21 protein-coding genes and 1 tRNA gene are annotated in these 25,458 nt (G+C 39.2%); 9 read left to right on the forward strand and 13 right to left on the reverse strand.

Translation table 11 applies throughout. The annotated features are described in order from the left end of the window. Nucleotides 1-30: 30 nt before the first annotated feature. The gene (gene znuD / locus OD757_RS15510; protein WP_263032415.1) at nucleotides 31-2,097 is read right to left on the reverse strand and encodes a zinc piracy TonB-dependent receptor ZnuD; all 2,067 of its coding nucleotides are present in this window, start codon (nucleotides 2,095-2,097) and stop codon (nucleotides 31-33) included. 136 nt (nucleotides 2,098-2,233) lie between these two features. Here znuD and OD757_RS15515 point away from each other — a divergent pair, with 136 nt between their 5' ends. Together OD757_RS15515 and aspS are read left to right on the forward strand one after the other, a co-directional pair. Next, the gene (locus tag OD757_RS15515; RefSeq protein WP_263032416.1) at nucleotides 2,234-2,998 is read left to right on the forward strand and encodes a DUF4184 family protein; all 765 of its coding nucleotides are present in this window, start codon (nucleotides 2,234-2,236) and stop codon (nucleotides 2,996-2,998) included. A gap of 170 nt (nucleotides 2,999-3,168) precedes the next feature. Further along, nucleotides 3,169-4,953, forward strand: coding sequence for an aspartate--tRNA ligase (gene aspS, locus OD757_RS15520; protein ID WP_263032417.1), 1,785 nt, complete (start codon nucleotides 3,169-3,171; stop codon nucleotides 4,951-4,953). A gap of 65 nt (nucleotides 4,954-5,018) precedes the next feature. Here the strand turns inward: aspS and OD757_RS15525 are convergent, their stop codons facing one another. Continuing rightward, complete coding sequence (locus OD757_RS15525) at nucleotides 5,019-6,047, reverse strand: stealth conserved region 3 domain-containing protein (protein WP_263032418.1); 1,029 nt, start codon at nucleotides 6,045-6,047, stop codon at nucleotides 5,019-5,021. Nucleotides 6,048-6,251: 204 nt separating this feature from the next. Between OD757_RS15525 and OD757_RS15530 the strand changes: the two genes are divergently transcribed. Continuing rightward, nucleotides 6,252-6,470 carry a hypothetical protein gene (locus OD757_RS15530; protein ID WP_009389608.1) on the forward strand — a complete coding sequence of 73 codons (219 nt, stop codon included), beginning with the start codon at nucleotides 6,252-6,254 and terminating at the stop codon, nucleotides 6,468-6,470. Between the two features lie 39 nt (nucleotides 6,471-6,509). Here the strand turns inward: OD757_RS15530 and OD757_RS15535 are convergent, their stop codons facing one another. Together OD757_RS15535 and OD757_RS15540 are read right to left on the reverse strand one after the other, a co-directional pair. Continuing rightward, nucleotides 6,510-7,439 carry a lipooligosaccharide outer core biosynthesis glycosyltransferase GtrOC6 gene (locus tag OD757_RS15535; protein WP_263032419.1) on the reverse strand — a complete coding sequence of 310 codons (930 nt, stop codon included), beginning with the start codon at nucleotides 7,437-7,439 and terminating at the stop codon, nucleotides 6,510-6,512. 30 nt (nucleotides 7,440-7,469) lie between these two features. After that, nucleotides 7,470-8,225, reverse strand: a complete 756-nt coding sequence (locus tag OD757_RS15540) for a glycosyltransferase family 25 protein (protein WP_263032420.1) — start codon at nucleotides 8,223-8,225, stop codon at nucleotides 7,470-7,472. Nucleotides 8,226-8,293: 68 nt separating this feature from the next. Between OD757_RS15540 and OD757_RS15545 the strand changes: the two genes are divergently transcribed. After that, complete coding sequence (locus OD757_RS15545; protein WP_263032421.1) at nucleotides 8,294-9,184, forward strand: hypothetical protein; 891 nt, start codon at nucleotides 8,294-8,296, stop codon at nucleotides 9,182-9,184. Here OD757_RS15545 and OD757_RS15550 read toward each other — a convergent pair. The 9 genes from OD757_RS15550 to OD757_RS15590 form a co-directional block, all read right to left on the reverse strand. Next, nucleotides 9,181-10,215 (reverse strand): glycosyltransferase, encoded by a 1,035-nt coding sequence (locus OD757_RS15550; RefSeq protein WP_263032422.1) that lies wholly within the window; start codon nucleotides 10,213-10,215, stop codon nucleotides 9,181-9,183. The two genes, OD757_RS15545 and OD757_RS15550, sit on opposite strands and share 4 nt — an antisense overlap. A gap of 11 nt (nucleotides 10,216-10,226) precedes the next feature. Then, entirely contained in the window at nucleotides 10,227-10,991 is a 765-nt protein-coding gene (locus OD757_RS15555) for a glycosyltransferase family 2 protein (protein WP_263032423.1), read from the reverse strand. Next, on the reverse strand, nucleotides 10,988-11,743 hold the full coding sequence (locus OD757_RS15560; RefSeq protein ID WP_263032424.1) for a polysaccharide deacetylase family protein: 756 nt from the start codon (nucleotides 11,741-11,743) through the stop codon (nucleotides 10,988-10,990). Before OD757_RS15560 ends, OD757_RS15555 begins: the two co-directional genes overlap by 4 nt. Continuing rightward, nucleotides 11,740-12,768: a glycosyltransferase gene (locus tag OD757_RS15565; RefSeq protein ID WP_009389348.1), complete on the reverse strand. Its 1,029-nt coding sequence runs from the start codon at nucleotides 12,766-12,768 to the stop codon at nucleotides 11,740-11,742. The genes OD757_RS15560 and OD757_RS15565 overlap by 4 nt, the downstream gene beginning before the upstream one ends. A 22-nt stretch (nucleotides 12,769-12,790) precedes the next feature. Further along, a complete protein-coding gene (locus tag OD757_RS15570) occupies nucleotides 12,791-13,681 on the reverse strand; it encodes a mitochondrial fission ELM1 family protein (protein ID WP_263032425.1) in 891 nt (296 codons plus the stop codon). Between the two features lie 67 nt (nucleotides 13,682-13,748). Continuing rightward, nucleotides 13,749-14,675, reverse strand: coding sequence for a branched-chain amino acid transaminase (locus OD757_RS15575; protein WP_017392416.1), 927 nt, complete (start codon nucleotides 14,673-14,675; stop codon nucleotides 13,749-13,751). A gap of 24 nt (nucleotides 14,676-14,699) precedes the next feature. Continuing rightward, nucleotides 14,700-17,450, reverse strand: a complete 2,751-nt coding sequence (glnE, locus tag OD757_RS15580; RefSeq protein WP_263032426.1) for a bifunctional [glutamate--ammonia ligase]-adenylyl-L-tyrosine phosphorylase/[glutamate--ammonia-ligase] adenylyltransferase — start codon at nucleotides 17,448-17,450, stop codon at nucleotides 14,700-14,702. Between the two features lie 67 nt (nucleotides 17,451-17,517). After that, nucleotides 17,518-18,789: a sensor histidine kinase gene (locus tag OD757_RS15585; RefSeq protein ID WP_009389428.1), complete on the reverse strand. Its 1,272-nt coding sequence runs from the start codon at nucleotides 18,787-18,789 to the stop codon at nucleotides 17,518-17,520. Nucleotides 18,790-19,311: 522 nt separating this feature from the next. Next, nucleotides 19,312-19,398, reverse strand: a tRNA-Leu gene (locus OD757_RS15590). 182 nt (nucleotides 19,399-19,580) lie between these two features. Here OD757_RS15590 and queA point away from each other — a divergent pair. The 5 genes from queA to secF all read left to right on the forward strand — a co-directional run bounded on the left by queA (nucleotide 19,581) and on the right by secF (nucleotide 25,397). Then, nucleotides 19,581-20,618: a tRNA preQ1(34) S-adenosylmethionine ribosyltransferase-isomerase QueA gene (queA, locus tag OD757_RS15595; RefSeq protein ID WP_032055417.1), complete on the forward strand. Its 1,038-nt coding sequence runs from the start codon at nucleotides 19,581-19,583 to the stop codon at nucleotides 20,616-20,618. Between the two features lie 291 nt (nucleotides 20,619-20,909). Next, nucleotides 20,910-22,043, forward strand: a complete 1,134-nt coding sequence (tgt, locus tag OD757_RS15600) for a tRNA guanosine(34) transglycosylase Tgt (protein WP_263032427.1) — start codon at nucleotides 20,910-20,912, stop codon at nucleotides 22,041-22,043. A 97-nt stretch (nucleotides 22,044-22,140) separates the two neighbouring features. Further along, on the forward strand, nucleotides 22,141-22,470 hold the full coding sequence (yajC, locus tag OD757_RS15605) for a preprotein translocase subunit YajC (RefSeq protein WP_003655131.1): 330 nt from the start codon (nucleotides 22,141-22,143) through the stop codon (nucleotides 22,468-22,470). 51 nt (nucleotides 22,471-22,521) lie between these two features. Then, complete coding sequence (gene secD / locus OD757_RS15610) at nucleotides 22,522-24,423, forward strand: protein translocase subunit SecD (protein WP_009389460.1); 1,902 nt, start codon at nucleotides 22,522-22,524, stop codon at nucleotides 24,421-24,423. Between the two features lie 8 nt (nucleotides 24,424-24,431). Then, complete coding sequence (gene secF, locus OD757_RS15615) at nucleotides 24,432-25,397, forward strand: protein translocase subunit SecF (RefSeq protein ID WP_263032428.1); 966 nt, start codon at nucleotides 24,432-24,434, stop codon at nucleotides 25,395-25,397. Nucleotides 25,398-25,458 lie beyond the last annotated feature (61 nt).

Genomic DNA, 25,458 nt, shown 5'->3' on the forward strand with positions numbered 1-25,458 from the left:
ATTTTTCAAGTTTAGTTTCGTGTTAAAGCCTTAAAAGGTAAAATCAACACCGACTGTAAAATTACGTCCAACTTGCGGAATATTTGATAAGAACGAAGCATGTTGATAAACCGTGTCATCTAACAAGTTGTTGGCTTTCATATAAACACGGTAATCTGTTTTTGCACCATATTGCCCAGAATATGCCAGACCAAGATTGAGCATGTTATAGCCTTCGGTTTCGGTCTCGTAGGCCGCGATTTTATCTTGGTTAAAGACATGATAATACTCGGCAGAACCACTAAAGCCATCACCAAAATCTGCGTCGACTTTAGTCCCTAAGCGTCCTGCTGGAATACGCGGAGCGTTATCTTCTGCATCAATTTTACCGCGCACATAGTCACCAAAAGCACTGATCTTGTACATTGGGGTAATTTGATAACCAATTTCACCCTCTGCACCATAGAAGCGTGCTTTATCTTGAGTGTATTGAACTAAACGGAAGTCTTTATAACGGTCAAGGGTTTGCGCATAGATGTAGTCATCAAACCAGTTATGGTAAACATGAAGATGGTAATCAAGTTTGTTATTATCAAAATGCAAACCTAACTCAACATTATTCGATTTTTCCTTACTGAGTTGATCATTTCCTAACTCATAAGTATTTGTCGCAAAGTGCCCACCATTTGCATATAACTCTTGAGCTAAAGGTAAACGTTCCTGATGTGAAGCGACAAAAGAAAGTTTGTAGTTCGGTGCAAACTCCCAATTCGCAGCACCTGCGTAAGAAAATGCCGACCCATCAAAATCTTGTTTAGAGTTATCGTCCACATCAACTTCTTGCTGATCTGCACGTGCAGAAAGCTCAAAATGTACGTCTTTCCATTGTTTATGCTCTAAAGCAAATACACTCCACTTTTTGGTAGTGGTCGGAGCCATAAAAGCTTCTTCGCCAGTTAAATTGAGTTTTTGTTGACCTAACTGTGCACCAATCACCCCTTCCCAATCAGCAATAGGGTTATGGACTAATTCAATACGCCCATCATAGCCTTTGTTTTGGAATCGGGTTGCAATTGCTCCTTCTTCAATTTCATCGTGCTGATAGTCAGTATAGCTCGCCTGAGCACGTAATTTTTGGAAGCCTGCAAATGGATCATTTAACTCAGTTTTAAAATCATAACGCTCAGATTTTAAGTCAATCCATGGGCCGCCATGTTCGTGATCGTGAGCTTCTTCATCACTGTGACCTTCGTGATCATGGTCATGATCGCCACAATCTAAATGTGGTCTTCCGCCTAGATGAGCACTACAACTTTCATATTCATGGCTATGACCTGGTAAGCCATATTGGTCTCGGCGGTTGCTATAAGAGATACCCGTATAACCACGGTCATAAATCCAAGATAACCCGACGTTAACAGAGTCACCCTGAGCAAAAGTATTGTCTACACGGTGCTCTTTTTCGCCTTCATGAATATAATTTGGCGCAATGTAGTTATTCGCATCGCGTGTTAACCCCTCAACACGTAAAGCCACTTGGCTACCCAATCCTACAGTTACACCCGCGCTCGCTAGTTTTTCATCACTTCCAGTGTTGTAACGTAAGCCAACTTGTCCTTCATAACCGTTTTCAGGCATTTGCGTAGGGATCTTGTTATCAATAACGTTGACTAAACCACCGACAGTTCCTGCACCGAACAGTAAAGTAGAAGGACCTCGAATCACTTCCACTTGCTTTGCAAGTACAGGATCTACAGTTACAGCATGGTCAGGTGACAAAGTCGAAACATCAATATTTTCTGATGAATTTTGGAGTACTTTAACACGTGGTCCATCTTGTCCACGGATCACTGGTCGACTCGAGCCAGCCCCAAACTGATTAGCGTAAATTCCCACTTCACTACTGAGCGCATCCCCAATAGTGGCGGCCCCTTGCGATAAATGCTTTTGATCAACAACAGTATCTGCAACTGCAAAATCTTGTGAAGTTTGCTCAAGTGGATGAGCCTTAATTCGAATGGTTTCTAACTTTTCAACATTTTCACTTTCTGCTGCAAACGAAGGAACGGATATGACAGCTAAAATGGATAAGGTCAAAATATTTTTATAAAACTGCATTGGATGTGTCCCGGATCACGATATGTTTTATTTTGTTATATTATAACATTCCAGTTGTATTGCAATAAAAAACATTTCTAATTAGACGATTCGTTAGACTGATCACCTAAATGATGTGAGTAATTTTTGATTTCTAATGCCTTTTACGATCTCTCATGCCGTTATAGCTCCACCTCTGTCCAAGCTTAGCAAAAACGCTTTACCGATTGCTGCGTTAGCAATTGGGAGTATGACACCCGATCTTTACCGCTTATTTACAGTTCAGTCCAGCATGCTGACGCACCAATGGAAAGGTCTGATTTATCCCAACCTTGCATTAGGCCTCGTCTTTTGTGCAGTTTGGTATTTTCTTTATCGTCCAGTGGTGTACCGTTTTTTCGGTGTGCAACATGATCTTGGCCTCAGCTCTTTAAAACGTATTTTTATATTTTTTATTGGAGTTATATTTGCACTCATTGTCGGTATTGCGACTCATCTGATTTGGGATGGTTTAACACATTCAGACTTTCGAACGTTTGTATTTAAAGATGTATTAGCGACAACTATTCATCTTTTTGGTCATCCCTACCCTTTGCATCGTCTTTTACAACTTGGCACCTCTGCTCTTGCCTTACCTTTTCTTGGTTGGATGTGTATTCACTATTACCAGCGCTACAAACAACACTGGAAAGTAAGTAAAAAAATTAAAATTTTCGCGTGGTCTCTGTTTATTCTATCTACAGTCTTAGGTTTATTTTCATTTTGGGATTATGCGCGCTACATTCCCCATGAAGTTTGGCATGCCGATACCTATTATTTTACAGGGCGTTCTATTAATGAGTTTATGCAAGGTTGGTTAAGTACCTTTAGCTTAGGATGCTTATTATTCTTGTTTTTAGATCGGCAACAAAGAATGGGATAAATTGGAAAACTTGCTGCCAAATTGCTCATTTTCAGCTTAATTTCCGCGGTTTTTTGATCTAGTTCTTGTGGCAAACCATGCAACAAGGCATAATCGAAAACTTATTTTTTTGACGGTGCGCGGTTTACGCATCCGTCTTTTCAGCCAATATAGTTTGGATATTTTTCATCATGATGCGAACTCATTACTGTGGCTCTTTAACTGAAGCCCAAATCGACCAAACCGTTACACTATGCGGTTGGGTACATCGTCGCCGTGACCATGGCGGTGTTATTTTCCTTGATATGCGTGACCGTGATGGTCTCGTTCAAGTGGTTATTGATCCAGATACTCCAGAAGCATTTGCAACTGCAGATAAAGCACGTTCTGAATATGTATTAAAAATTACAGGTCGTGTTCGTCGCCGTTATGAAGGTACTGAAAATGCCAACATGGTGAGTGGTCAAATTGAAGTTTTAGGTAAAGACATCGAAGTTCTTGCCGCTTCAGAAACACCTCCATTCCCGTTAAATGATGAAAATACCAATATTTCTGAAGAAATTCGTTTGAAATATCGTTTCTTAGATATTCGTCGTCCTGAAATGTTGGATCGTTTACGCTTCCGTTCTAAATTGACCAATCTTATTCGTAATTATTTCGAAGAGAATGGTTTCTTAGACGTTGAAACACCTATTTTGACACGTGCAACACCTGAAGGTGCGCGTGACTATTTAGTACCAAGTCGTGTACAAAATGGTAGTTTCTACGCACTTCCGCAATCACCACAATTATTCAAACAATTATTGATGGTGGGTGGTATTGATCGTTACTACCAAATCGCAAAATGTTTCCGCGACGAAGATTTACGTGCTGATCGTCAACCAGAATTTACTCAAATCGACGTTGAAACATCGTTCATGAGTGACGATGACATCATGGACTTAATGGAAGTCCTGACTGTGAAGATGTTCGATGAACTTCTTGGCGTTAAATTTGATAAATTCCAGCGTATGACGTATGCAGATGCAATGCGTGACTATGCATCAGACAAACCTGATATGCGTATTCCTTTGAAACTCGTTGACGTTGCAGACTTAATGCAAGAAGTAGAGTTCAAAGTATTTGCTGGCCCTGCAAAAGATCCTAAAGGTCGTATTGTTGCTTTACGTGTTCCAGGTGCAGCATCATTGCCACGTAGTGCAATCGATGAATACACCAAATTCGTTGGCATCTATGGTGCAAAAGGTTTGGCTTACATCAAAGTTAATGAACTCGCTAAAGGAATTGAAGGTCTTCAATCTCCAATCGTGAAATTCATTGAACCGATTGTACTTGAACTATTAGCACGTGTTGGTGCGCAAGATGGCGATATCGTATTCTTTGGCGCTGATAAAGCTAAAGTTGTAAATGATGCAATGGGCGCTCTTCGTGTGAAGATTGGCCATGATTTGAATCTTGCAACTTGTGAGTGGGCTCCACTTTGGGTTGTTGACTTCCCAATGTTTGAAGAAACTGAAGATGGTAAATGGACTTCTGTTCACCATCCATTCACTCTACCAAAATCAAGCGTAGAAGAAGTGAAGAGCAATCCAGGTGAAGCACTTTCTGTTGCTTACGACATGGTATTGAACGGTACTGAAGTTGGTGGTGGTTCTCTACGTATTTACACATTAGAAATGCAAAAAGCGATTTTTGAAGCGCTTGGTATTTCTGATGAAGAAGCAGAAGAGAAATTCAGCTTCTTATTAAATGCGCTTCGTTACGGTGCTCCTCCTCACGGCGGTTTGGCATTTGGTCTTGACCGTTTAGTAATGTTAATGACTGGCGCGACTTCTATTCGTGACGTTATTGCATTCCCTAAAACCAAGACTGCTGAATGTCCACTTACTCAAGCACCTGCTCCTGTTGAAGCAAATCAGCTTCGTGACTTGGGCATTCGCTTACGTGAAAAGCCAAAAGCTGAAGAACCTAAATAATTTTTAGATTTTTAAATTAAAAAACCCTGCTTATGCAGGGTTTTTTAATGAGTAATTTTCAAATTTTAATGGGATATTTCTTTTTCAAAACTTGAGAGTGTTTTAAATTTTTGATCAAAAATTTGAATGATTTCTGTTTTAAGCTTTTCAAAATCGACCACGTGTTCATCGTCATTTAGACAAATTTGTGGAAGTTGTTCATTCTTAATAACCTGATTAATTTCAGGAAGATTTTGTAGCCTTAAGTTAAAGTTTTGTCCACGCTCAAATATATTGACAGGATAAAAACGAGATGAGCACAACTGCCACAACCGAAAAAGATACTGATTAACGTCTAAAGGCTGTCTAAATCGATGACTTGATACTTCTTTTAAGTAAGCTTCTTCGGTTTTCCAAACTTCTTCAAATACGGTTTTCAAAAAAGGTTGAGGCAAATGAGTACTATAAAAACTTGAAAATTTTCGATTATATAAACTTAAAAGATTTCCTAAATTACTGCTCATAGAATAGCGATAGTTAAAAAGTGCATAAGGATTTTTATGGAATAATTTTCGCTTATCAAAATGCTTATTAATAATCGCAACATCCGTTAGGGCAACTGCCCCCAGAAAGTTCTCTTCACCTACCACCATGAGAGGCTGTAAATGCAAGCCATCACAAGGTAAACCATTTCTAAAAAAGAACTCAGGTTCTAAAGGCCTATTAATAAAGGTATCATCATTAAAATAGACAAAATGCTCTGCTAACCCCTCAATTTTATGAATATTGATTTCAATGGCATGTGAGTTAAATGTCGGTAAACAGTTTGGTTCAATAATTTGATCGTGAGTAACCAAATTTAATTTAGGATGATTTTTGACTAAAAATTCAGGGAAATGACCACAAGTCACCAGATGGATCTTTCTGACCCATGGACAAAATTTCTCAACAGATCTAAACCAGTAATGAAGATTATTCCAGTCGCGATAGCGGCATTGCTCAGCAAGTTCAACTAGATTGGTTTTAGTTTCTTTGGATTTATAATATATATATTGTTGCTGCCATTTTGTATCGGTTGAATCCACCCAAATCATTACAAAATCAACAGGCTGCATTAAACATATATCCAAATAAGTACAGAAATTTACTAGAAAATCTTAGATAAAAAATGGAATTTAAGGTTTATTAATGTTAATAAAAATTCACAATTTATTCATATTTTTTATTTTTTCTACACAATTGTTTAAAATAAGGCTCTATTGAGCTGAGAGTAGGCAAATGGCATAATATCCCCACTTTTTCTCCCTTGGTGATTCATTATGGCAATGCGCCCTGATGTACGTCGACATGCTTTAATCGTAATTGTATTCTCTCTTGCGCAATGGTTTCTCATGCGCTATATCCTTGCAAATGAATTATTTAACATTACTACAAGTCAACGTATTCTTTATTTCTGCGTAAGTAGCTTAGCAGGTGCATTACTTATTTTTGTTGCGCTGATTTATATGGTTTTAAAAGGAAATGCGGATAAAAATTAATATCCGCATCTCATCATAAAATTTAGATAAGCCTAAAATTTATTTCCTAATATAGTTATCGCATAACTGTATCAATTCTGGATGTCTATCATGCTGATGGACGATAGGAATGATTTTTTGGTTGCGATTAATAATGAAACCTTGATCATTAATCGTAATTTGATCTATTCGATATAATCCAAGAGTTACAATAATAGACTCAAACGGCTGACAGCGAGTTACACCATCTAAATCATTGGTAATTAATAATTTATTGTGCATTGCCTGATCATAAATTCTTTCAGACATTTTTTGATATGGCTGTTTGCAGAACTCTTCAATCATTTTATTGATATAGACTTTAATCGAGTTCATATCTCCAATTGTGACGCCTGAGCACGAAACCTGCTCATCTTTTGCACTATTATAAAAACCATCTCCATATGCATCGATAATCCATTTTTGATTATATTGCTCAGTGCCTATCGTATAATCTGGATTTTCCATACCAACAAAGAGTCCTTTGCCGAGATCTTTAAAAGGATTACCCTGAAAAAAAACGTCTCGCACATCGCTAAGCAGCACATGTGAAGCATCAGGATGACTTTCTACAACTTCTTTATATTCAAAAAAGCGACTCACATGCGGATAGCCTGTGATTTTAAGGGCTTTTATTTTTGAATCAGGAAGCGCTTCATTTACAGTTAATCCAATAATTTTCTTAAGAATATTTTTTATAAACTTAAACTTGTAAATACCTGAGTATTTTGACTTCGATTTAAATTTCCCAATAGTCGAAACTTTAAATTCAATTTTAAAATTTTTGATATCTGAAAATGCATTCACAAACTCTGGCATTTGCTCTTTATAGATAATTAAAGTCAAAATGCCATCAAAGTCTGTCTTTTCCAAAGAATATACAAAAGAAGAAATAAGATCAGCACTGTATCCAGTTGCTGACCCAATAATAATATTTTTTTGCTTAATCATAAAACTAATAATAAAACCTAAAAAAAACGGTTAAATTATATATTTATTAAGTATATATTTCTTTAATTTAACTCTTAAGTAACGTAAAAAATCACTGTCATCTTGTGAAGTAGGAGTAATTAAGCTTCTTTCCTTTTCTAAATAACTTAACGCATCATTATTTTCGATGATCGGGTGATCGAATAAAAAACAGACATAGAAACTAAAGTCACCTCGTCCAACAAGATCTTGCCAGTGATCATAAATTTTTATCGGTTGATGATAATCAACTAACATCTGGGCCATTTTACGGTCTACAACATAGGCATACGCATACGCTAGTTTTTCGAGATAGTCGTAATCAACTTTTAGAATTTTTTGGTTATACAACTCTTCGGGTAAATATTTTCCACGAACGCGATTGCATATTTTCATTTGAATACCGCCCAAGCTTAGAAAAAAGCACGGACCTAGGTTCAAAGAACGAATGTGTTTTTCTAAATCCCGAAAATCAATTTCAAAACGCTCGATCACATCATCTTCAAAAATAATGGCATATTCTTCATCAGAGCTTAAAAAATCTTTTAGTGCAGCAATATGAGACATGGCACAACCAAGCTCACCAGGCGTCATCGGTTTTTTCTTGCCTGCTACACCTTGTTGAAAATATTCACTGACGCTTAAATTTTTACCGATTACCCCAAACTGCTTAAATTCATCGCGATATTTGTAAAATGTTGCTTGAGAGTACAACTTTTTTAAACGTTCACTATTAGCAGATTCAATACTGATTAAATATTTTTTCATTTCATTCAAATGTTAAAATGAGTCAGGGATAGTCTATCTAATTATAGTTATATCGAGTGTAAAATTTAATGCTAAATCGCCTGATTCAAAAAAAATGGTATAAATACCAACAATCAAAAAAAGCAAAATCTTTTAACTCTCATTGGTATATGCGTTTTGGCTGGTTAGAACAACCTTTTACAACACTTGAGCAATTACATTCCCTGTTTGAGATCCACTCCCCTAAAAAGTTTACATTTGCAGATAGCTTTTATGCTCAAGAAAATGGCCGTCATTTCATTTTTTTTGAAGAAGTGGATGAGGAACACCCTGTGGGCTTTCTTTCGGTCTTGGAAGTTTTTAAAGATGGCACCTACACCCCACCTGAGACTATTTTAAAACTCGATTACCACCTTTCATATCCTTGTGTATTTAAAATAGATAATACTTGGTACATGATCCCAGAAACTTCTGCCAACAAGACGATTGAACTTTGGAAATGTACGGATTTTCCGCTGAAATGGGAAAAGCATTCTAATCTGATCGAGAATATTGAAGCAGTCGACAGCACACCTTTTTATCATGAAGGCTTATGGTATCTTTTTACTTCAACACGGCGTGATTGTAAGAAGTTTGGTGATCGCTTAGATCTATTCTTTACCGAAGATATTTTAAATCCTAACTGGCAAGAGCACCCAATGAATCCAGTGTGCCGAGGCAGTCAGCAATTCCGTATGGCGGGTAAACCTTTTATTTATAAAGGAAAACTGGTTCGACCAAGCCAAGATTCGTTAAAACGATATGGCGGCAATATCGAATTAAAAGCGATTACTCAACTTAGCCCAACAGTCTATGAAGAAAAATTACTAGAAGTGGTTTTACCAGACTGGGATCAGGCAGATGACGGTTGCCATACTATTAATGTCGAAGATAACTTCGTGGTACTTGATGCCATTCGCCTTACGCCAAAAAATAATTAAGTCTTCAGCAGATCTTTATAAATATTAAGCGTCTGCTCAGCCATGGCTGGTACAGTCAGTTCAGCCTTGGCTTTTGCATACAAAGGACTAAAGTCATTTTGCGCATCGGGCTTAAGTACAGCTTGAATTGCGCTTGCCAAACCCTCTGCATCTCCAATTTCTGCTAGATATTGTTCTGGTAACCACTCGATCACGCCATTCACTTTAGTGGAAGCCATTGCTTTATCGGCCTGTAAAGCTTCTACCATCACTAATGGAAAACCTTCACGGTCTGATGATAAAACCACAACATCTGCTAACTGGACCAGATCACGCGCATCAGTTCTAAATCCTAGAAAAGCGACCCGATTTTGCATATTCAGTTCACTGACTTGTTTCTCTAAACTTGCTCGAAGTGAACCATCGCCTACAATCCATAAATTGGCATCAATCTGTTGCATCGACTCAATCAGTAAACTGATATTTTTTACTGGTTCTAGACGCCCAATACACATAACAACTTTTTTGTTTGCATCTAGTTCAGCAAAATCTTTTTGAATCGATTGAAGTAGCTTTTCTTTATTTTCAGCTGTAAGAGCAGGTTGAGGATATACCCCGTTATAAACCACGTGTGCTTTAGACTCTGGAATACCTTGTGTTAGTGCTTGGCTCACTGCAATAACCGCATCACCTGCTAAATAGGCAGATTTATTCTTTTTAGTACCATGTACAGTCGTCACAAATTTTGGACCAGTTAAAAATGGTTTAATTCGGGCAATCAGCTCAGCCGCCTTTCCTGCTTGTGCATGAACAATAGCGGGTTGGATTTGCTGAATAAGATTTTTAAGTTGCCAAAGTAAAAAAATATTCCAGCGACTACGGGCAAAGTCGACAGCATGAAAATGTACTTGTTGGCTAAACTTGTCTAGATAGCAAGGATGTGCAATCACATGTACTTCATGATTTAAAGCAAGCTCATTAACAAGGTTAAAAGTATGCTGCTCTAATCCACCCACTCCACCGCTAGTTGCCAATACCTGAACAATTTTCATAGCTTGCCTACTTATTTTTTATCTTTATTCATGGTCTGTTCAAATAGTTTGGCTTCTTTTAAAAAAGCATAAAACGCGTTAATCATACTATTTACGAAACCACGCCAACCATTTAAGAAACTGCGGCGAATAAAATAAGACTTCATGAAAGTCACTGGCATGACCAAAACCAATTTTGCAACGCTTGGAGATTTTCCTTTTTGGTATTTTTCTAAAGCCTTTAAATTAGAATATTGGTTATTTTTTTCGACTTTAACGAAAATACTCGACTCGCCATAGTGATAAATATCATGTTGCGCACGCTGTGATTCACCTTCCACAATCACATTTTCATGGACCTTATTTGCAAGGTCATAATGCCCTTTAGACTTGCGAAAAAAGCGCACCTTTGCATGTTTTTTAGTATGCTTGCTGTTGGGAACACCTAAAAATACATCATTAATCGGCGTGATTAAAGCATCAAGCTTGTTCTGCTGAATCGTTTCAACTATCTCTTGTTTTAACTCTTCAGATAGGACTTCATCGCCATCTAAGTTCAGTACCCAATCATTTCGGCATTGTGCTAAAGCTAAACTTTTTTGCCCAGCATAGCCTTGCCAGTCTTGGTGAGAAATTTTCGTATTATCAAAGCGCTGTGCAATTTCATAAGTATTGTCAGTACTACCTGAGTCTAAAATAATAACTTCATCAAACTCACTGACACTTTGCAAAGTCCGCTCTAACCAAGCACCACAATTTAAAGTGACAATGTAAACACTACATGGAATTTTATTCATAACTTATAACGTCCTTTAGCAAGGGCGATACGCATCTGTAAAGCATTCATGGCACCATGCGTGCTGACACGTGGAATATTAAATTGATTGCCTGCCTCATACGCTTCGATTTTTTTACGCGTCGATACAGCGTTTTTAAAGCCAATCTCTTCGGCCATTTTCTGATGTTTTTCGTTAAATCGACCAAATGGATAGGCAAAGCTTGGGCACTTCCCAACTAATGCTTCAACGTCACGTTTAGACTGAAGCATCTCATCATAAGCGGTTTGATCGTCAAGCTTAAGTAAGTTCACATGATGTTGTGTGTGTGCACCAAACTCAATGAACCCTGAATTCGCCATTTCATGAATTTGTTCATGAGTGAGCTTTTCGATGCCTTCAATTTGCGTCGCCAAATAAATGGTTGCCTTTGCATTATATTTTTTAAGTAATGGATAGGCATAAAGATAATTATCCATAAAGCCATCATCAAAACTTAAAGCAACGACATTTTTTTGATTACGATATTGTTCAAGCTCAGAGACAAAACAAAAAGTAGCTCCTTTACGCGTCAACAACTTTAAGAGTTGTTCAAACTTTTCCGGAGGCATGTTCATACCAGAGGCTGCATCTTTAGGAGTGACCTGATGCAACATCACAATGCGTGGTAATTTGTTCGAACGAAACGGAAGCCAGAAAGTATAATTACCCAGCACATATAACAGTGCAGCAAGTGCTAGTAGGCCTACCGCAACGTACAAAAACCACATCATGCATACACCTCATGTGACCATTCATAATCTTCTGAAAGGGGCTGCTTAAATGTCACTTCAACCATAAATTGGGTGATGCGCTTAGCATTGAAAGATTTGCGTGTTTTCTCCCACCCCTCTTTCGCTATTTTTTCAGCCTGCTCTGGGTTCTGATCAAAGAATTGAATCTTCTTGGCTAAATCAAACTGATCATCAAAGTAAACAACTTCCTGCTCGGTATAGAGTTTCTCAAAACCCGGAATTCTTGGGCTAAAAGTGAGTAAACCATTACCAGTCAGTTGTACAATACGGTCAGAACTATACAAGGTTACATCGTTACGGCGTGAATAATTGAGTCCCATTTTTGTTTCAGACAAAACTTTATAATACGCTTTACCGTAAACACCCGGCTGCTCAAAACAGCCGTAATATTGATAGTTCACATGACCCTGTTGCAATGCATCTGCCAAGTCCTTTAAGAACTTTTCACGCTCAGGTTCTTTATAAACCACGCCACAAAAAATAAAGGTCTTGTCCGTGTTCGGGTTTGAAAATTGTTGTAGGGTCTCTACATTACGATGACCAACATTTGGCAAATAGGCCACGCTTAAATGAGGTTGTTTTAATTTTTCTAGATATTCGCCACCGGTTGTGCAGAAAATAGCATCTAAATATGGCGAGAATGCTTTAACAAAGTCGAGTTTGCTTTCAAGATAAAGCGGGTCAACATACCAAAATGCAATTTTAGTATTTGGATAAGATTCTTTAATCTGTCTGAGAACATCCGGACTCATTAAATCACTATGCCCGATGAGTACCAGATCAGGTTCAATATTATTAACGACCTTTAATACTTCTTTATTGGCCCAATTGGCACCCAGTTTTTTTGTTTTAAAAATGGTTCCCATTCGAGCCATGTCACGAAAACTAAAATCATAAACGAAATGGCCATTTTCAATTAATCCGGCAGAAATTTTACGGTCTGTACAGTAAAAATGGGCGCCTTGTTTATTAAAGCCAAAATTCGCAATATGCAATATTTTCATTTATTTACTCAAAATAAAAAATTTAATTTTTCGCTAAAAGATATGTTGCCACACGGTCTGCTTCTTTAAAAGCATAAGGTTGTGGTAACTGTACAACACAAGTCTGCTGTGAAATTAATTTTGATTCTAACATTTGATCAACTGAGTGGGTAATGCGGTCATCTTTCAAACGGTCCATTGCCATTACCCCAACTCGACAACCCGCAGTAAGCGCCTCAAAAATCATAGATACGCTATCTTCTGTCACCCAAACAGCTTCTGCTTTTTGCATTTCTTCGAAAATCCAGCCTTGAGGGGTTTGCTCAACCGGAAATATTTGTAAATGCGGGGCAAAGCTTTGCTGTCTTAAAATATCGATAAATTCTGGTGGCGTTCGGCGTGACGTCGTCAGAATAATTTCAGCGTCTGGATTATTCTCAACAATTTTTTGAACACTGCTTAATACTTTATCTTGATTCCATTGATGTCGTTTAGAGGAACCACCTAAAGCAATTAAAATTCGGTCTTTTTGATGGCGGTTTTCATTAAGAATTGGATTTAATGCACCACGCGTAACAATCACATGGCTATCTGCATGAATACCGTCATGCTCTGGAATAACAGCATAATCAAAACAAACCACAGGTAAGTTAGGCTTCATCAAAATAATAGTTTTGGCTTTTCTAAAAATTTTGCCGAGTAGCCAAACACGAAAATGAGTGTGGCTTCCCACTCCAAATATAAAATCGGGTACTTTTTTTAATAAAGATTTTTTTGAAGAGAAAAGCGCCTGAATTAAAGAAATAATCGGTAAATCAGCAATGAGGACCTCTTCAAAAGTTGTTTCTGGCTGTTGTCTTTGCATTGCCTGAAACAAGCCTAATGCTTGTGAACGGTGCCCTGCCTTACCATCAGAGACATAGACAATATGCATAAAAGCTCCCGAAGCCAAAAATAAAAAGGCGAAACTTATGTTCGCCTTTTTATGTTAACGGATTAACTTATTTTACGTAAGTTAACCAGTGTTCATATTTCGGATTTCTACCTTGAACTGCATCAAAGTAAGTCTTTTGAATTTCAGTAGTAATTGGGCCACGGCCACCTGCACCAATTGGACGGTCATCATATTCACGAATTGGCGTTACTTCCGCAGCAGTACCAGTGAAGAATGCTTCATCTGCAATGTAGAATTCATCACGTGTAATACGACGCTCAACAACTTGATAACCAAGATCTCTAGCAATCGTCATTACTGTTTGACGTGTAATACCATCAAGTGCACCACCAGCAATATCTGGAGTATGTAAAACACCATCTTTAATCAAGAATACGTTTTCACCAGAACCTTGGCACACATAGCCTTGTGGGTCCATTAACATCGCTTCATCGTAACCAGAATGTGCAACTTCTTGATGAGCAAGAATTGACAATGTGTAGTTACCAGATGCTTTTGCTTTACACATGGTCACATTTGGATGATGGTGAGTAAATGATGAAGTTTTAACGCGAATACCATTCGCCATTGCTTCATCACCAAGGTATGCGCCCCACGCCCATGCTGCAACTGCAGCATGAATCGTGTTATTCGTTGCTGCAATACCAAGTTTTTCTGAACCGATCCAAATAAGCGGACGTAAATAGCAAGAAGCTAGTTTATTTTCACGTACAACATCAATTTGTGCTTGTTCAAGTGTTGCTTGGTCATACGGTACTTTCATTTGATAAATTTTTGCTGAATTTAACAAACGTTTTGTGTGGTCTTGCAGACGGAAAATGGCAGTACCTTTAGGGGTTTCATAAGCACGAACACCCTCAAATACGCCCATACTGTAGTGTAAAGTATGTGTTAAAACGTGAATCTTTGCATCACGCCAATCAATTAATTGCCCATCTTGCCAAATAAAACCATCACGATCAGCCAAATTCATGGAACACTCCAAATTGTTATAAAATCATTCACTATCCAACTCAACCGAGGCGGTTGGGTCTATTAATCTTTGCCATAAATTGCAAACGACCGCACGGGTACTACGCCAGTCCGCTGCGCTTACTTGCATGGATTGATTTGCAAGGGCTAAGCGGTGGCTTTCGGCACGTTCACTAAGATAGGCTCGAATTAATGCTGTGGCATCTTCACTGGATAAGCAGTCTGCTTTAGCAGCATCTTCTAAAATTCTTACGTTATCAGAATAATGGGCGAGATCAGGGTTAGTCCCGCTCCATGCAAGTACAGCATACTGTGCCATAAATTCGATATCTACGATACCACCTGCGTCCTGTTTTAAATGAAAAATACCATGTTTTTTCTGTTCAGAAGATGAACCTAGGTGGTCTTTCATTTTCTGACGCATTTTCAACACTTCTTCACGAACATAAGCCTCATCTCTAGACTGAGTCAATATCTCGCGGCGAAATATTTCAAATTTCTGGCAAAGCTCCTCATCGCCAGCAATAGAGCGCGCACGAACGAGTGCCTGATGCTCCCAAAGCCATGCACTTTTCAACTGATAGTGTTCATAGGCTTTCAAACTTGTCACCAATAAACCGGCCTCACCGGAAGGTCTTAAACGTGTATCAATTTCATAGACACGGCCATCAAGGGTTTGAGTGGTCATAAGCGACATAAACTTTTGAGCAACACGCATTGCAAACTCAAAGCCACTAATAGACTTAGTTCCATCCGTATCGGATTGTTCATCTAGATAATGAATAAAGACAAGGTCTAAGTCAGAACCATAGCCAAGCTCAATGCCACCCACCTTGCCATAACCAATAACAGCAAAGGCTTTATAATCGAGTGAACAACGTTTCCCCTCGACATCACATGGATAGCCATGGCGCTTTGCTACTGTTTGATAAGCCAAATGAAGGGTTGCATTGACACTGACTTCCGCAATATCAGTTAATGCATCAGACACTTTCATGAGTGGGCTTTCAGCTAATACATCACTTGCAGCAACAGTGAGTACATTGCTCTTTTTAAACAGTCGAAGTGCTCGCATTTGGTCTTCAACCTGATCGATCTCAATACGAAGCAACTGCTGACGTAATGAGTCTTCTAAGTCTTTACGCTTTGGCAACTCAAAGCCCATCGATAAAAACTCATCAAGCAGTACTGGATATTGCGTTAGCTCTTCGCAAATCCATGGACTTACCGTCGCCATTTTCACTAAGCGTTGCAATGCCCCTTTACTTTCAATCAGCATGACTAAATACACGGTCCGGCGCATGACCGATTCAATCAGTGGCATTAAGCGCAAAAGTGCAGTTTGAGGTTGGTCAGACTGTAAAATCACTTCAATTAAATGAGGCCAGAATGTCTTTAATCGCTGAACCGCGTTTGAAGGTAGTTTTTTGATTGCGTGCCCGTGCCAGAACTCATGAATCAGATTTTTCGCCTTGTCATCTAGCACTTCATCTAACTGTTGCTCTAATTGCCCAAAATTTTCAGTTGCTGCATTTGAACTTGTATCTTCAATGAGTTGCTTAAATTGAACTTTTACTTTCTGGCGTTTCTCGTTAAGAACATCAATAAATTCATTCCAACTCGCAAAACCCAAGGTATCTATAATGCGTTGTCTTAGGTCTGCTTCTTCTGGCAATAGCTGGGTTTGTTGGTCATTGAGGGCTTGAATCGCATGTTCAACACGGCGCAAAAACAAATAGGCATCTTCTAGTTCTAAAACGGCTTGTCGTTCTAACAAACCTGCTTCACCAATGTGCTCAAGACTGACTAAACACTGGCGGTCTTGCAATTCACGTTTAGAGCCACCGTAAATCAACTGGAACACCTGAACAATAAATTCAATTTCGCGAATACCACCCGCTCCGAGTTTAATATCATCCTCGATATGGCGACGTAACACTTCACGCTCAATCATCGCTTTCATATCGCGCATAGCGGCAAAAGCGGTGTAATCAACATAGCGACGGAACACAAAAGGACGAGTCATTTCCAACAAGTCTTGCCCTTCTTTACCACCAGTTACAACACGTGCTTTAATCCACGCATAGCGCTCCCATTCACGACCATGCTGACTTAAATATTTTTCCAGAGCTGCATGACTAATCGCCAATGCCGAGCCATCCCCCCAAGGGCGTAAACGCATATCGACTCGGAATACAAAACCATCTGCGGTAATGTGTTCAAGTAAATAAATTAACTTTTGTCCCCATAAAATACAGAACTGCTGTACATCAATGCATTTACGACCATTGGTTTCACCTTGTTCATCAAAGGCAAAAATCAAGTCAATATCACTCGACAGATTAAGCTCTTGCGCACCAAGTTTACCCATGGCAATAACAATCAAATCTTGAACTTTGCCCGAGTAACTCATCGGTTCACCGTGTTTAGCCACAAGTGCTACACGTGCAAAATCTTTTGCCGCACAAATACTGGCATCGGCAAAATCAGAAAGTTCGCGTGTGAGTGTGACAACATCGGTAAGCTGATTGGCATCTTGCCAAATCCAACGGAACATTAAACGACTTCTTAAAATGCGTAATCCACGCATCCAAGACGTTTCGTCCCCAATTCCATCTAATGTGGTTTCTACAAATTGATAAATCTGTTCAGTCGAGAGCGGTGCAGTAAATTGATCTATTTGGTAATCTTGTTCTAAAACAGCCTGATGCAGGCCTAAAACTTGTTCTGCGTACTGACTAGCACGCAATGTTTTTTGTAACTGCTCCGCATTCATATAAAAAGCTCTTTTCCTCGTACTCTGTTTTTAGTTATAGCAGTTCGAGTAGCGGTAAGAAAAGGGATTAGACTAATTTTGCTTCTGCTGAAGAGTAATGTTCGGCATGAGTCTCGTGGCTTTCCTGAGCAGAAGGTAATAAAACTTTAAATGACGTTCCTACGCCTTCTTTGGAGCTGACATTAATTTGCCCCTGATTAATCTCCACAAAACGCTTACAAAGACTCAAACCAAGACCCGCACCTTTTTCACCTGCGGTTCCTTTAAAGCTGGCTGTAATACGTGGATGGAACAAATTTGCCATTTGCTGTTCGGTCATACCTAGACCTGTGTCTCGAACTGTTATTTCTATATTTTTGTCAGCCTGTCTAGCTTCAATAAAGACTTTGCCCGATCCATCAACATCTGTAAATTTCAGTGCGTTTGACACCAAGTTTTGAATCACAGAGGTCATCATATTGATATCGGCATAGATTTTTAAATCTTCTGGCACATCATTCACCAGTTCAATATTTTTTTTCAACGCTAAGGTACGCAAAACATCACAAACGATATTGCTGACTTGTCTAAGCTTAAAGTTAATCGGGTGATAAACAAAACGCCCACCCTCTGCCATCGCCCATGTGAGTAAGCTTTCAAGCAAGTTATAGGTCGATTGCGAAGTGTCGTATAAATAGTCAGCAATATTTTGAATGCTAGATTCATCTAAAGTTTCACGTTCTTTGGCGAGTACCTCAGAAAACCCGAGTAGTCCATGAAATGGTGCACGCAAGTCATGCGAAATGATCGAGAAAAATTTAGTTTTACTTGAATTAATCGCAACCTGTTGCTCATAGAGTTCGTTTAACTCTTCATAGTTAAACTTCAACTCGACTTGCTGCATAAAAGTAGAACAATAATCGAGCAGCAATTGAATATCGTCATCTTCAAATTTAGCTGCATCGTCATCAAAAAAGACAGCGAAGCCCATAGAGGTTTTATCAGGATATAAAAGATGCACGGCCAACGCCCTGCTACACTCGATATTTAATTCTTTTAAATAATTGGTTAAATTTTGATAAGAAGGATGTAAGTGATTAATCACCTGTTGTTTGGCAAAGCACTGTTTTAAATGTTTCGAAGGCTTAAAAGAAATTGCCGTCATGCCTTCTGGGCAATGATGCCAAAAGTAAGGTTCTTGATTAAAAGTTAATAAGGCTTTTTTACACTTCAAAAGTCGAAGACTAAACCGGAAAAATTGCTCAATATAGTTCTGCTCAGCATTTAAGCCAAGCAACAGAGAAATTCTACAAGCACTTAATTGCTCAACCTGATTTAGTTCTAAACGCTGGAATGTCATTGCCCGCCTCACAGATTTTGTCGTTTTTGGTCGGAAACGCTCTTAAAAATGTACTTATAATCATTATGATCTACTACAAACTTTAACACAGTACATAAAAAGAGCAACGTTCTTTTCGAAATAGAAATGTGAAGTTTCAATTAAAGGTTTTCAGATACATAAAGTGGGTATGTTTTAGAAAAATACAACAAATGTTTGAACGTGGAGAGTTGAAACATGTTGGAAATGCGAGTTCGTAAAATGGTAGAAAGCGGCTTAAAAGTACTGTTTGAATAAGCGCTTAGGGGGCGAGTTTAATTTGGCTTATATTAAACTCGCCTCATATTAAAATAAGGGCTTTTATGAGAATAAAAATTGAAAGATTTTTATAACTTCTACGTTTATAGCTCGAGATTCGAGTCCGACCCTCGGAGCCAAATTATGAGGTCGTAATTTCTTAAGATCAAACAACTTTTTATAGCCAACAAAAAACCCCTAAACCGTTAGCTTAGGGGTTCTCGTAGAATCTTGCGATTCTGAATATGGTCCCGAGGGTCGGACTCGAACCGACACGTCATCTCTGACAGCGGATTTTGAGTCCGCCGCGTCTACCAATTTCACCACCTCGGGAGAGGAAGTATGTTTGTGTTGCGTATATTAGCGCGTTTGTAAAACTTGTCAAACCCTAAGTGAATATTATCGTTCACTTTTAGATCATTTAAACATTTTTCATGATTTAGGTCAGAAGCACAGCCATAAAAAAGCGAAAAAGTTTATACTAGGCACAATTTTTGCGGTGTTTTTTCTCAAATATGCAACTGTCTGACTTTTCCTTTGAATTACCTGATGAACTTATTGCCCGTTACCCTCTTGAATCACGTAGTGCTTCACGGTTGTTGCACTTAGACTCAAAGGGTCAATATCACGATCACATGTTCACAGACATTATCGATCTGTTCGAAGAAGGTGATTTATTGGTGCTTAATGACACCAAGGTCATGAAAGCTCGACTTAAAGGAAAACGCTCTACAGGCGGTGCTATTGAGATTTTGGTTGAGCGTATGCTGAACCACACAACAGCATATTGCCATATCAAATCAAGTAACTCGCCTAAAGCAGGCGCCGAGCTTTTTGTTGGTGCAGATAATATTCCTGTGATTGTACGTGGCCGTCACGAAAACTTATTTGTGGTTGAGTTTTCACAGCCCATCTTGCCTGTTCTTGAGCAATATGGACAGTTACCTATTCCGCCTTACTTTAACCGTGAAGCAGAAGAAATTGACACTGAACGCTATCAAACGGTTTTTCATAATCCTGAAAAAATTGCCAGTGTTGCCGCTCCTACTGCCAGCTTGCACTTTGACGAAGAGTTACTAGCAAAGTTAGAGCAAAAAAATGTTCAAAAATCTTTTGTGACTTTACACGTCGGTGCTGGCACATTTATGCCTGTTCGTACTGATGATATTACCAATCATGTCATGCACAGTGAATGGTGTGATGTACCTCAAGAAACCATTGATTTAATTTTGGCGACTAAAGCGCGTGGCAATAAAGTGATTGCCGTTGGTACAACTGCAACACGTGCTTTAGAAAGTGCAGCACAAGCTCATGGCGGTAAAATTGCAGCTTGGACTGGCGACACGCAAATCTTTATCTATCCTGGCTATGAGTTCTGCATCGTAGACCGTCTAATTACTAACTTCCATTTGCCTGAGTCTACTCTGCTCATGTTGGTATCAGCACTTTCAAATCGAGACAACATTTTGGCTGCCTATGAACATGCAGTTAAAAGCCGCTATCGTTTCTTTAGTTATGGCGATGCAATGCTGATTGATAAATTAGAAGTTTAAGAATTAATATATTGATCGATATTGTTAAACGTCTCCTCTCTCTTATAAAAGGATGTGTATGTTTAGCAATATCGCTCAGCTCTGCCCAATGAATTAGAATTTTTATAAATCTAAAGTTTAGATATTTCCTTCATTAAAATATCGATGCAATAACAGCTATCCTTAGTTTCTCCCATCTTTTTATATAACGGCTACATTTAGTAGTAGAACTACGTCGCAGAATCAAGGAAAATAGCTCTCTTTTTAGCAGCGAACTGTTTCTTCGCCTCTGCTCGTGTTCAGGATTTTTAGATGAAGTTTGAAAAATTAGGTCAGTCGGGGCGCGCCCGTCGTGGTCGTTTAACTTTAGAGCATGGTGTTGTTGAAACACCTGTTTTTATGCCAGTGGGGACTTACGGCACAGTCAAAGGTATGCTACCACGTGATATCGAAGACATTCAGGCACAAATTATTTTAGGAAATACCTTCCATTTATATTTGCGCCCAGGTCTTGAAGTGATTAAAGAACACGGCGGTTTGCATAACTTTATTAAATGGGATAAGCCAATTTTGACTGACTCTGGCGGTTTCCAGGTTTTTAGTCTTGGCGCAATGCGCAAAATCAAAGAGGAAGGTGTTACTTTCCGCTCGCCGATTGATGGTTCAAAAGTATTTTTATCGCCTGAAATTTCTATGGAAATTCAGCAAGTTTTGAACTCTGACATCGTCATGATTTTTGATGAATGTACACCGTATCCTGCAACTCATGAAGAAGCACAAAAATCATTGCAGCTTTCTTTACGCTGGGCAAAACGTTGTAAAACCCATCATCATGATGAACTCAAAAATAAGAATGCATTATTTGGCATTATTCAAGGCGGTATGTATGAAGACTTACGTGATGAGTCTTTAAATGGCCTTCTTGAAATTGGCTTTGATGGTTATGCGATTGGCGGCTTATCTGTAGGTGAACCTAAAGATGAGATGATCAAAGTTTTAGATTATCTACCAAGCAAAATGCCACAGGACAAACCACGTTACTTAATGGGCGTTGGTAAACCGGAAGATATCGTTGAAGCGGTGCGCCGCGGTGTCGATATGTTCGACTGTGTAATGCCAACCCGTAATGCGCGAAACGGTCATTATTTTGTCACTGATGGTCTGGTACGTATTCGTAATAGTAAATATCGCCATGACCAGAGCCCGCTCGATCCACATTGCGATTGCTATACTTGTAAGAACTTTACCCGTGCTTATCTATTCCATCTTGAAAAATGTGGAGAGATGTTAGCGTCTATGCTCGGTACTATTCATAACTTACGTTATTACCAACGTTTAACTGAAGGTATGCGTGATGCATTAGACAATGGCACCTTTGATGAATTTGTTCAGGACTTTTATGCCCGTCGTGGATTAGAAGTTCCACCATGTCCGGTTGATGAATAAGCCCGATTTGCGCTCAACCTCAAGACAAGGTAAATTGCAAAACGAATTAGGATTATGTCAGGTATCTGACTCATATTTTTAACTTTAGGAAATCAAAATGAGCTTTTTAATTTCTGCTGCACATGCAGCACCGGCAGCTGGCCCAACTACAGGTATTTTGCCAAACATCTTGATGATTGTTGTATTCGTTGCAATCTTTTATTTCTTAATTTGGCGTCCTCAAGCAAAGCGTGCTAAAGAGCACCGTTCTTTAATCGAGAGCTTAGGTGTAGGTAGTGAAGTTGTGTTCGCTGGTGGTTTAATGGGCAAAGTAACCAAAATTGAAGGTGACTATGCAGTTGTTGAACTTAGCCGTGGTGTAGAAGTAAAAATTCAGCGTGCCAGCGTAATTTCAGTATTACCTGAAGGCACTCTAAATAACCTTTAATCATAAAACAGTCGTGCTTTAGCACGGCTTTTTCATTTAAGAAGAAAGCGAATGCGTTACCCTGCATGGAAATATTTACTGATTCTGGTTGTTCTGGTAGTCAGTACATTATACGCACTGCCTAGTCTATATCCGGATGAGCCCGCCGTTCAAATTTCCGGTGCCAAAGCTGGTACCCAAATTGATCAAAGTGTGGTGCAAAAAGCAGAGCAAATTTTAAAAACAGCAAATATTGCAAGTCACGATAATACTTTTACAAATAATGCTGCCCTCTTGCGTGTCAGCTCTTCTGAAGCGCAGTTGAAAGCAAAAGAAGTATTACGCCGTGACTTAGGTGATCAATATGTTGTCGCCCTAAACCTTGCACCAACCACACCGGAATGGCTGCAAAAGATTGGCGCAAAACCAATGAAACTTGGTTTGGACTTACGTGGTGGTGTCCACTTCTTGCTTGAAGTAGATATGGACAAAGCCGTTGCCCAACGTATGGAAACCTCTGCCACCGATTTGCGTCGTCAGTTCCGTGAAAACAAAATCAAATTTAATAGTCTTGCATTAACAAACAATGTAATCACTGTTCAATTTGCTGACAATGCTGACCGTGATGCAGCAATGGATTTTCTACGTCGTAATGGGAATGAATATACCCAACAGGCATTAGCAAGCTCTACAGGTTCTACTTTGAAGCTTTCTTATACTGATGTACGTCGCCAAGAAATCCAGTCATATGCGGTAAACCAAAACTTAACAACATTACGTAATCGTATTAACGAACTTGGTGTTGCAGAAGCATTGGTACAAAGTCAGGGTAGCAACCGTATTGTTGTTGAATTACCGGGTGTACAAGATACAGCTGAAGCTAAACGTGTTTTAGGCCGTACTGCAAACCTCGAATTCCGCTTGGTTTCTGACTCAAATAATCAATATATTGACCCATATACAGGTAAATATAATGGTCAGCCTTTACCTCCGGGCACAGAAGTTTTTGCTTATGAGTCTTTAGATAGCGGTCGTCAACTTTTGTTGCAACGTAATCGTATCTTGACTGGTGAGCGCGTTCAAAATGCAAGTTCTGGCTTTAGCCAAGACTCTGGTGGTGCCGAGGTAAATATTACCCTCGACAGTGCTGGCGGTAAGCTGATGTCCGATGCAACTCGTAATGCTGTTGGTAAACGCATGGCGGTATTGTTCATCGAGAATAAGCAAAAAATTACTTATGTCACAGATCCTAAAACTGGTGCACAAACAGAAGTTCGTACTCCATACACTGAATCTGTAGTCATCAATGCTGCAACTGTTCAGGCCGTTTTAGGTTCAACTTTCCGTATTACCGGTTTAAGTTCTCCTCAAGAAGCAGCAGAACTCGCATTAATGCTACGTGCAGGTGCTTTGGCTGCGCCAATGTATTTTGTTGAAGAACGTGTGGTTGGTCCAAGTCTTGGTCAAGAAAATATTGATAAAGGCGTATTATCAACTCAAATCGGCTTCTTGCTTGTTGCAATCTGGATGGTGGTTTTCTTCCGTCTATTCGGTTTAATCGCTAACTTTGCTCTTGTGTTTAACTTGGCAATGATTTTAACGGTTATGTCATGGATTGGAGCCTCCCTTACCTTACCGGGTATTGCAGGTATCGTCATTACCATTGGTATGGCAGTCGATTCTAACGTATTGATCTGTGAACGTATTCGAGAAGAAATGCTCTGGGGAGCCTCGCCCAAGCAGGCCATTGTGGCCGGTTATGATCGAGCCTATAACACCATTTTTGACTCTAACTTAACGACGTTCCTCGTTGCTTTCATTTTGTTTGCAATTGGTTCAGGCACAATTAAAGGTTTCGCTGTAACATTAATGATTGGTATTGTGTGTTCGATGTTTACTTCAATTACAGTGACTCGCGCAATTGTACAAATCATTTATGGTAAACGCCGTAACTTGAAAAAGTTGAGCATTTAAGGAGATCGATGATGACTAAAATGACTCAACAAGAATCAAAACAATATACTCGTCCGGATGATGCAAAAATCATCCCGTTCATGAAGATTGCTAAACCTGCGGCAATCTTCTCGATCCTGATTACATTGGCGAGTATTTTCTTTATTGCGACTAAAGGTCTTAACCTCGGTTTGGACTTTACTGGTGGTGTCTCTGTCGAGTTGAACTATGCTCAACCAGCAAATCAGTCTGAAGTCGTTCAGGCACTTGGTAAAGCTGGTTTTAAAGATGCTGTAGTGCAAACGCTAGGTAGTAATAAAGACTTAATCGTGCGCATGCCTGTACAAGATATTAAGGTCGAAGACCTTAGTAATGCCATCAATAAGGCTGTGCAATTACCAAACAATGCCGCAGTAGTTCATAAAGTGGACTCTGTAGGTGGTCAAGTAGGTAACGAGCTTTATGTTCGTTCTGCTGGTGCGGTTGCCCTTGCACTTATCTTAATGTTGATTTACGTGACGATCCGTTTCGAGTTTAAGCTCGCAATGGGTGCCGTAATGTCTCTATTCCACGACATCATCATTATTATTGGTGCTTTTGCATTATTCCAGTGGCCGTTTGACCTTACTGTTTTAGCTGCGGTACTTGCTGTTATTGGCTTCTCGCTTAACGATAACATTGTAGTGTCAGACCGTATCCGTGAAAATTTCCGTAAAATTCGCGGAGCGACTCCTCGTGAAATCGTCGATATTGCATTAACCGAGACTTTACGTCGTACCATTCATACATCAATGACCTTATTGCTAGTCGTTCTAGCAATGATGTTCTTAGGTGGTGATGGCTTACACTGGTTCTCTATCGCAATGTTTGTTGGTGTCTTTGTAGGTACTTACTCTTCAATTTATATCGGTACAGCTTTTGCCTTATGGCGTGGTCTTAACCGTCAGGACTTCATCGTTCAGGTTAAACCTGAATTTGAAGATGACATTCCTTAAGTTGGATAAAGTAAGACATATAAAAAAACCGCGATTAATTCGCGGTTTTTTTATTTAAAAC

Origin of the sequence: Acinetobacter sp. AYS6 (assembly GCF_025630795.1) — a bacterium.
Taxonomy (GTDB): Bacteria; Pseudomonadota; Gammaproteobacteria; order Pseudomonadales; family Moraxellaceae; genus Acinetobacter.